Here is an 8456-nt window from a genome sequence, read left to right on the forward strand (position 1 = left end):
GGGCCGGCGGCGGGGTCGTCGTTGGGCGCGGGCACATCGCCCCCGCGCAACGCCACGGGCACCATGTGCCAGCGAAGCTGCCGGTCGCATGCGAAACGGAAGTACTGCGACGCGAGGGTCCCGGTCAGGCGAAGGTCCGACGACAACTGCGAGTGCGAAAGTGCGAGAGTGCGAAAGTGCGAGAGTGAACCCCTCGTGCGATGCGGTTGCGGTGTGCGCATCGTACACCACAGGCGCGAATCGGGTCAAGCGGGGGACGGGGAGGAGGAGGAGGGATTTGCGCATGGGAGGATGGATCGCGGCAGGGCGGAGCGCCCCCCATCCCCGACCCTTCCCCCATAAACGGCATGGGGGAAGGGAGAACTTCATCTCGGGACGAGGGCTCGCGCCGAACGCGGAACCGCCCCGCCGGCATGGGGCCGGCGGGGCGGTTTGCGGAGACGCGGATCGTCGCTTAGAAGCCGCTGCGCTGCAGGCGGCGCGTCCGCGCGGACGGACCGCGGAGCGTCGGCATGCCCTGCGGCAGGTGCCGCGCCATCACGCGGTTGCGCACCGCGACGGGCAGGCGGGCGCCGCCGGGGCCGGGCGCGGGCAGGCGCGAGAGCGCCGCGGCACCGGGGGCGGGGTTCCAGCCCACCAGGCCAAAGTGGGCCTCCAGCTCCTCGTCGTCCGTTGTGCCGGGGATCACGTCCAGCGTGCCGCCGCCGGCCGTCAGGCCCATGTAGATGTCGATGCCGCCCGCGCCGTCCGTCGGGAACGACGAGAACGCGATCTTCAGCCGGTCGTACGACACGGTGGGGTCAAAGTCCTCCCACTCCGGGTCCACGCTGCTGCGCGGGTCCGTGCCGTTCGTGTTGACGCTGCAGATGTCGTACGAGGCGTCCGCCGCGGTGCGGAAGCACGTGTGCACCAGCCGCGAGGCGGAGAGGAACGCCGGGTCGAAGTCGTAGACGTCCGGCGTGTTGAGCACGCGGGCCGTGGCGCCCGACGTCTCGCGCATGAACAGGTCCGCCGCGTCGTCCCAGGTCACGTACACCATGCGCCCGTCCGGGCCGAACTGGGCCATGTCCACGATGCCCGAGCCCAGCAGGTTGGACTGCAGCGCCGCCGTGCGCAGGTTGAAGGTGCCCACGCGCGACTGCACGATCGACCCGTCCGCGTCGTACGTGTACGAGGTAAAGACGAGCGTCTCGTTGTCCGGCGCGAACGAAGGCAGCAGCACGTCGCGGTCGCCGGGGGCGTACACCACCCGCCGCTGGCCCGTGGCGAGCGTGAGCACCACCAGGTCGTTGTAGGTGGTCCCCGGGTTGTACCGCGAGTACGCCAGCATGCTGCCGTCGGGCGAGAGCGCGCCCGTGAACGCCTGCTCGTCCGCCCCCGTGAGCGCACGCGTGGTCTCCGACAGCAGGTCCAGCTCGTGGATGCGCGCGCCCGTGTTCGAGTAGCGCGTGTAGATCAGCACGGGCCGGCGCACGTAGAAGTCCACCCCGCGGGTGGCCGCGCCCGCCGTGGCTGTCACCCGCAGCTGCGTGGACCGCGGCGCCGCGGGAAACACGGTGACGCGCGTGGAGACGGTGCCGTCCGCCGCCGTCGCCGTGCCGTTGCCCGTCAGGCTGGCCAGGGCCGCGTTCACGCTCAGCGTGACGGCCTGCCCGGCCACCGGGTTGCCGTACTGGTCCGTGACCTTGAAGGTGAGGTTGCGCGTGAGCTCGCTCCCCGCGATGGCCAGCTGGTCCGCGCCGCTCACCACCGTCATCTGCGCCGCCGCCCCGGCCGACGCCGTGGCCGTGAAGGTGGCCGGCGCCAGCCCCGCCACCGTGGCCGTCGCGGTCTGCGGGCCGGCCTGCGTGCCCAGCGTCCACGTGGCCGACGCCTCGCCGTTGGCGTCCGTCACGGACGAGCCGGGCGTGACAGCGCCGCCGCCCGCCGTCACGGCCCAGGCCACGGACACGTTGGGCGTGGCCTTCCCCGCCGCGTCCGTCACGCGGACCTTGAGCGGCGTGGGCAGGGCCGTCCCCACCGCCGCCTGCTGCGCGTCGCCCGCGGGGCGCGCCACGGCCGAGGGAGGACCGGCCTTGTTGTCCGACCCGGTGCCGTCGCCGCTGCACGCGGCCAGCGCGATGCAGGCGGCGGCGAGCCACTTCATGGATTTCATTGGAGACGAGGATTGCTGAGGTACGGCGGATGGGGAGTCGCGCGGCATGCACGCGGTGTGTCAGGAGAAACGAACTCCGGATGCGGATCGCCGGAACAGACGTCTCTCCCGCGCACGAATGTCGCAAAGACGCGCTGATGCGTCAACCGTAGCAGAAGGGACGAATGCGAAAGTGCGAAAGTGCGAAAGTGCGGAAGTGCGGATCCAGTGGTGGTGGGCGGATCGCGCCGGCAGCAGCCCGCCCCCGGCCCCTCCCCGCTCGTTCCTCGCGGAGAGGGGAGAAGGATCGTACAACCGTCGACAAGCCCCGGCCGATCGCCGGACGCAGTTACTCTCGCACTCTCGCACTCTCGCACTCTCGCACTCTCGCACTTTTTTCCACTCCGCACTTGCCCGCCCGCCTGCCCCTGCCTATCTTCCAGCGCAGTTGAAACTGATTCTCACCCGCAGCCGACGACGCTCCGCCGCACCATGCTGAGCCGCCTGTTCCGCAAGAAGCCCCAGGAAGCACCCGCGCGCTGCGCCGAGTGCCCGCTGGCGGCGTGCGCCACCGGGTGCCGCGCGGCCGTGCTGCGCATGGACTGCGACCACGACGAGGCCCACCGCCTGCGCGGCATGGGGCTCTTCGAGGGCACCTGCGTGCAGGTGATCGATTCGCGCAACGGCATGCTGCTGGAGGTCAAGGGCAGCCGCCTGGCCCTGGGCCACGCCCTGGCGCGCGCCATCAAGGTGCTGCCGCTGGCCGGGTGAAGACGCTCGCGCAGCTTTCCCCCGGCGAGCGCGGGAAGGTGATCAAGGTGGCCGGCGACGCCGAGGCGTCGCGCCGGCTCATGGAGATGGGGCTCATGCGCGGCACCACCGTCGAGGTGGTGCGCCGGGCTCCCCTGGGCGACCCGCTGGAGGTGAAGGTCCGCGGGTTCATGCTCACGCTCCGCCGCTCCGAGGCGGAGCACATCGAAGTCGAATAGAGGTAGGATGCAAGAGGCCGCGGCCGGAACGATCTCCGCGCCCGCCACGCCCTCGCCCGCGGAAGATGCGCGCGGCGGGGGTGTGCTGCATGTGGCGCTGATCGGCAATCCCAACACGGGCAAGAGCACGCTCTTCAACGCGCTGACCGGCATGCGGCAGCGCGTGGGCAACTATTCCGGCGTCACCGTGGAGCGCGTCGAGGGCCGCTACCGCGACGACGCCGGCGCCGTCACCATCATCGACCTCCCGGGCACCTACTCGCTCAGCGCCGCGTCGCCGGACGAGGAGATCGCCCTGGCCGTGCTCACGGGCCACGCGCCCGGCATCGACCGCCCCGACGTGGCCATCGTCGTGGCGGATGCCGCCAACCTGGAGCGCAACCTCTTCCTGGCCTCGCAGGTGCTGGAGCTGGGGCTGCCCACCGTCGTGGCCCTGAACCAGGTGGACGCGGCCGAGGCGGCCGGCATCCACGTGGACGCCGTGGAGCTCACGCTGGAGCTGGGCGCTCCCGTGGTCGCCACGGTCGCCACGCGCGGCCAGGGGCTGGACGTGCTCAAGAGCGCCGTCCGCAAGGCCGCCGGCCTGCCCCGCCCCGAGCGCCAGTTCACCCTGCCGCCCGAGGCCGCCGCCGCGCTGCGCCCCGTGGAGCAGCGGCTGACGGACGCCGGCTTCAACCCCTCCGCCGCGGCCATGGAGGCCCTGCGCCTGCTGGCCGTCCGCGACGTGGGCCGCCACCTGGCCGACGTGCCGGGCCTGCAGCCCGCCGTGGACGCCGCCCGGACGGAGGTCGAGGCCGCCGGCCTGGTGCCCACGAGCCTGGAGGCCGAGGCGCGCTACGGGTGGATCGCCGACGTGGTGGACCGCACCGTCCGGCGCGTGGGCGGCGGCGGCAGGACGTTCACGGACCGCGTGGACGCCGTCGTCCTGCACCGCGTGGGGGGCCCGCTGATCTTCATCGGCCTGATGGCGCTCGTCTTCCAGTCCATCTTTACCTGGGCGGAGCCGCTCATCGGGTGGGTGGAGAGCCTGTTCGGCCTCGTGGGGCAGACGGTGGCCGGTGCCATCCCTCCCGGCGACCTGCAGAGCCTGGTCGTGGACGGCGTGATCGCGGGCGTGGGCTCCGTGCTGGTGTTCCTGCCGCAGATCACCATCCTGTTCCTCTTCATCGGCATCCTGGAGGACACGGGGTACATGGCGCGGGCCGCGTTCATCATGGACCGCTTCATGAGGAGCGTGGGGCTGCACGGGCGCAGCTTCATTCCCATGCTCAGCGGCTACGCCTGCGCCGTGCCGGGGATCATGGCCACGCGCACCATCGAGAGCCGCAAGGACCGGCTGGCCACCATCATGGTGCTGCCGCTGATGAGCTGCTCGGCGCGCATCCCCATCTACACGCTGCTCATCGGCACCTTCATCCCGCCCATCGCCGTGGCGGGCGTCTTCAACCTGCAGGGGCTCACGCTCCTGGGGATGTACCTGCTGGGCACGGTGTCGGCGCTGGTTGTCGCGTCCCTCTTCAAGCGCACGCTGCTCAAGGGGCAGGCGCGGCCCATGATCATGGAGCTGCCGCCGTACCGCCTGCCGCGCCCGCGCAGCCTGGCGCTGTCGGTGGGCCACCGCGCCAGCATGTTCCTCAAGAAGGCGGGCACGGTCATCCTGGCGCTCTCCATTCTGCTGTGGGCCCTGGCCACGTATCCGCGGACCGAGGCGCCGGCGGGGCTGAACGAGCAGCAGGCGCAGGAGGCGCAGCTGGCCCACAGCGCGCTGGGCCGCGCGGGGCACGCCGTGGAGCCGCTGGTGCGTCCGCTGGGGTACGACTGGAAGATCGGGGTGGGCATTTTGAGCTCGTTCGCTGCGCGCGAGGTGTTCGTGGCCACGATGGGCACCATCTACGGCGTGGGCTCGGATGCCAACGAGGAGTCCGTGACCCTGCGCGACCAGCTGCGGGCCGAGACGCACGCGGACGGCCGCGTGGTGTACACCCCGCTGGTGGCCGTGGGGCTGATGGTGTTCTACGTGTTCGCCATGATGTGCATGAGCACGGCGGCCGTGGTGGTGCGCGAGACGGGCGGCGGATGGACCGGGGTACGCTGGGCGGGGTTCCAGTTCCTGTGGATGCTGGCACTGGCCTACGTCTCCGCGCTGATCGTGTACCAGGGAGGCCGGCTGCTGGGCTGGGGCTGAACTGCAGGGAATAGGTGATAGGGAATAGGGAATAGCCTGCAACTGCGGGAGCTGGAGGATGGACATGCAGATGCTGATCGTCGCGCTGATCGTGCTGGGGGCGGCGCTGTTCGTCGGGAACAAGTTCCGGCGCACGCTCCTCTCCGCCCGCGCGACCACGGGCAAGGGCAAGAACTGCGGCGGCGACTGCGGCTGCTCGCACTAATCCGCGCCACGGCTGAATGCCGAAGCCCCGTCTCGACGACGCACACGCGTCATCGGGACGGGGCTTTCTGATTTCCAGATGCGTCATCTGAGAGGGCGTTGCCCGACCTGCCTCTCGTTGGAACCCAAGAAGCGTCATACTGAGGTATTCGGCGCTACGCGCACCCTGCGGGATAAAAGTCGCCGCAGTTCAACCTCCCCCAGGGTTTCTTGGGGGAGGTGGGCGAGCTCCGCGAGCCCGGAGGGGGCGCTCGCCCGGGGCACGCTACTCCGCACGAGCCCCGCCGCGGCTTTCTATTCAGAGGGCGTTGCCCGACCTGCCCTTCGATGGAACCCAGAGGGCGTCATCCTGAGGGAGCGCCGCGCGTGACGTGAATGCACGCAGGACTTTGGCGCGACCGAAGGATCTTGCGTGCGGAGCTCGAAGGTGGACTTCGTGCACGAGGGCAGTGGCAGAGCTTTGCGGGCAAGATCCTTCGTCGCCGTCGTGGCCTGTCGAGAAGTCCGGACCGCGCGGCGGCTCCTCAGGATGACGCTTCCAGCGCGGGAGGGATTTCCTGCTGCCTCTCAGCGCAAAAACACGACAGCCCGCATCCGCCGAAGCAGTCGCAGGCTGTCCGCAGTTAAAGCAGTTGCAGGCTATTCCCTATTCCCTATCACCTATTCCCTAGCGACGGGCCGTCACCAGCTGCCCGCCGCGCACCACGCCCACCGTCACGGGCTTGCCCCGCACGTCGCCGGCCGTGTCGAACTGGATGGGGCCCGAGACGCCGTTGAACGCCCGCACCCCGCCCTCCGCGCCGATGCGCGCCACGTAGTCCCGGATGGCCTGGCGGTCCGTCCCCGCCTCCCGGATGGCATCGCGCAGCAGGTACATGATGTCGTACGTCATGGCGCCGCGGTGGTCCGGCAGCGACTGGTAGCGCTTGCGGTACGCCTCCACGAAGCGCTGCGCCGTGGCGTCGGGCCGGTCGGGCAGGAACGCGGAGCTCACGAACACCCCCTCGGCCACGGCGCCCGCGTCCTTGGCGCCCGTCAGGCCGTCAGAGCCCAGGATGGGGCCCGTGTAGCCCAGCCGCCGCGCCGCCTGGATGATCTTCACCCCCTCCGTCGCCTGCCCGCCGATGATCAGCGCGTCGGCGCCGCGGCCCATGGCGCGCACCAGGTACGGGTCCAGCTCCGTTCCCCGCTCCAGCACGGCGGGGATGTACGGGTCCGCCGCCACCACCGCGCCGCCGCCACCGCGAAACGCGCGCTCGAAGGTGGCCATCACCCCCTGCCCGTAGTCGTCGTTGGCGTAGAGCACGGCCGCGCGGCGCAGGTTGAGCCCCCGCGCGTACTTGGCCAGCGCCGGAGAGAACTCCAGGTCCGTGGGCGTCACCCGGAACGTCCACGGGCCCGCCTGCCGCAGGGCCGGCGCGCTGCTGGCCGGCGAGATCTGCACCACGGGCGAGCCGGCGTCGTCGTCCGCGTTGTAGATGGTGGCGGCGCGCAGGCTGGCCGACGAGTTCACGTGGCCAATGACCGCCACCACCCGCGGGTCGCCCTTGAGCGTGCTGGCCACCTGGATGGCCTTTTGCGGATCGGCCCCGTCGTCCCCGAAGACGAGCTCCACCGAGTCACCCCGGATGCCGCCGGCCGCGTTGATCTCGGCCGCCGCCATCTCGGCCGCGCGCTTCATGGACACACCGTTGGCGGCGCCCAGCGGCCCCGCCACGCCGATGTAGACCTTGCCGCCGCCCCCGCGGTCGCACGCCGCCAGGGCGGCCGCCAGCGCCAGGACCATCGCGGCACTCGCGTACTTTCGCGCCATATTATACATTCCGGAGAGCAGGGCAGGACGAGGATCGCGGGTCGGCCGGCGCGGCGCCCGAAAGAGGGCCCGCACGCCGGCGGATCGGGGGACTTGACTAAGTAGACGAAGTAAACTACCTTCCAGGGTCGTCCACTCTGTCCACGTTATAGTGGGGTTCCACGGAGTAGACTATTGGGAGAAAGGAGACGCCGCAAGTCCCGGCCCTTGGCGCCACCTTTCGCCCGTCCGGGACCTCCCGGACCCACCACACCGTCCACCCCAGGAGGAACGGAGCGCCCCCGCGGCTGCCCTCCTCCCCATGGGCGGGGCGCGCCCGGAGCCGGCGCGGTCCTCCGCCACGGAGCATCGGCCATGAAGGCACGGCTTGCACGAAGCAGCGCCACCCGACCGCGTGGCAGGCGCCGTAACATTTCCCGACGCTGGTGCATTCCCCCCGCCATCCTGCGGGAACCGGACGAAACGCTGGAGGCGTCGCAGATCCTGGAGGAGTTCAAGGGCGACCTTGGGCTCCTGCTGTGGAATTCCCTGCGCGACGTGACCCTGTGGTCCTCCATCGACCCCGAGCGGCGCGAGGGGCTGTTCACGGAAGAAGCGGCCCAAAAGCGCCTCGCGCAGATCAAGTCGTCCGTGGCCGATCCTGGCCTGGAAGTATCGCTCACCATGCTTGCCGCCCTCGTGGGCAGCCCCGGGTCCACCAACGGCGAGATCGTGAGCCTGGTCTGCCTGGAGGTGTCGCGCTGGGCCCTGGACCAGGGATCGTTCGGCACGGCGCTGGCCTACGCCCAGGCGGCGGCCCTGGCCTCGCCCGAGGAGGCCGGCCCCGCGCACACGGTGGGCAGCCTGGCCCTGCGCTGGGGGCGCGGCGCCCGCGCCGAGACGTGGCTGCGGCGCTGCATTGGCCTGGCGCGGCGGGCCAAGGACTGGACGAGCTACGCGCAGGCGTACGTGGACCTGGGCAACCTGTACGCCCGCCGCGACATGCCGGGGGCCGCGCGCCGGTACTTCACCCAGGCCATGCGCGCGGGCCGGCGCCACGGGATGCTCACCATCCGCGGCTCCGCCCTGCACGGCCTCTTCCTGATCGCCATGGAGGCCGGCGACCTGGACGACGCCGAGCGCTACGCCCGC

7 protein-coding genes are annotated in these 8456 nt (G+C 71.1%); 5 read left to right on the plus strand and 2 right to left on the minus strand.

What is annotated here, in order from left to right; translation table 11 throughout:
• Positions 1-454 precede the first annotated feature (454 nt).
• A complete protein-coding gene (locus tag VFZ20_RS29020) occupies positions 455-2155 on the minus strand; it encodes an Ig-like domain-containing protein (protein ID WP_329687465.1) in 1701 nt (566 codons plus the stop codon).
• A gap of 471 nt (positions 2156-2626) precedes the next feature.
• Here VFZ20_RS29020 and VFZ20_RS29025 point away from each other — a divergent pair, with 471 nt between their 5' ends.
• The 4 genes from VFZ20_RS29025 to VFZ20_RS29040 all read left to right on the plus strand — a co-directional run bounded on the left by VFZ20_RS29025 (position 2627) and on the right by VFZ20_RS29040 (position 5513).
• On the plus strand, positions 2627-2905 hold the full coding sequence (locus tag VFZ20_RS29025; RefSeq protein WP_329687466.1) for a FeoA family protein: 279 nt from the start codon (positions 2627-2629) through the stop codon (positions 2903-2905).
• The gene (locus VFZ20_RS29030) at positions 2902-3123 is read left to right on the plus strand and encodes a FeoA family protein (protein ID WP_329687467.1); all 222 of its coding nucleotides are present in this window, start codon (positions 2902-2904) and stop codon (positions 3121-3123) included. Before VFZ20_RS29025 ends, VFZ20_RS29030 begins: the two co-directional genes overlap by 4 nt.
• A 7-nt stretch (positions 3124-3130) precedes the next feature.
• Complete coding sequence (gene feoB, locus VFZ20_RS29035; RefSeq protein WP_329687468.1) at positions 3131-5308, plus strand: ferrous iron transport protein B; 2178 nt, start codon at positions 3131-3133, stop codon at positions 5306-5308.
• Between the two features lie 64 nt (positions 5309-5372).
• Positions 5373-5513, plus strand: a complete 141-nt coding sequence (locus VFZ20_RS29040; protein WP_329687469.1) for a hypothetical protein — start codon at positions 5373-5375, stop codon at positions 5511-5513.
• Positions 5514-6179: 666 nt separating this feature from the next.
• On the opposite strand, the gene VFZ20_RS29045 is transcribed toward VFZ20_RS29040, so the two are convergent.
• Positions 6180-7298, minus strand: coding sequence for an ABC transporter substrate-binding protein (locus VFZ20_RS29045; protein WP_329687470.1), 1119 nt, complete (start codon positions 7296-7298; stop codon positions 6180-6182).
• A 381-nt stretch (positions 7299-7679) separates the two neighbouring features.
• On the opposite strand from VFZ20_RS29045, the gene VFZ20_RS29050 reads away from it, so the two are divergent.
• A partial coding sequence (locus tag VFZ20_RS29050) for a tetratricopeptide repeat protein (RefSeq protein ID WP_329687471.1) occupies positions 7680-8456 on the plus strand: 777 nt, incomplete at its 3' end.

Source organism: Longimicrobium sp., assembly GCF_036280135.1.
Lineage (GTDB): Bacteria > Gemmatimonadota > Gemmatimonadetes > Longimicrobiales > Longimicrobiaceae > Longimicrobium.

Excerpts from the sequence above, each read along its gene's own strand:
- VFZ20_RS29025 (WP_329687466.1), top strand. The coding sequence starts at position 2,627 with ATGCTGAGCCGCCTGTTCCGCAAGAAGCCCCAGGAAGCACCCGCGCGC.
- VFZ20_RS29040 (WP_329687469.1), top strand. The coding sequence starts at position 5,373 with ATGCAGATGCTGATCGTCGCGCTGATCGTGCTGGGGGCGGCGCTGTTC.
- VFZ20_RS29045 (WP_329687470.1), bottom strand. The coding sequence starts at position 7,298 with ATGGTCCTGGCGCTGGCGGCCGCCCTGGCGGCGTGCGACCGCGGGGGC.
- VFZ20_RS29020 (WP_329687465.1), bottom strand. The coding sequence starts at position 2,155 with ATGAAATCCATGAAGTGGCTCGCCGCCGCCTGCATCGCGCTGGCCGCG.
- feoB (WP_329687468.1), top strand. The coding sequence starts at position 3,131 with ATGCAAGAGGCCGCGGCCGGAACGATCTCCGCGCCCGCCACGCCCTCG.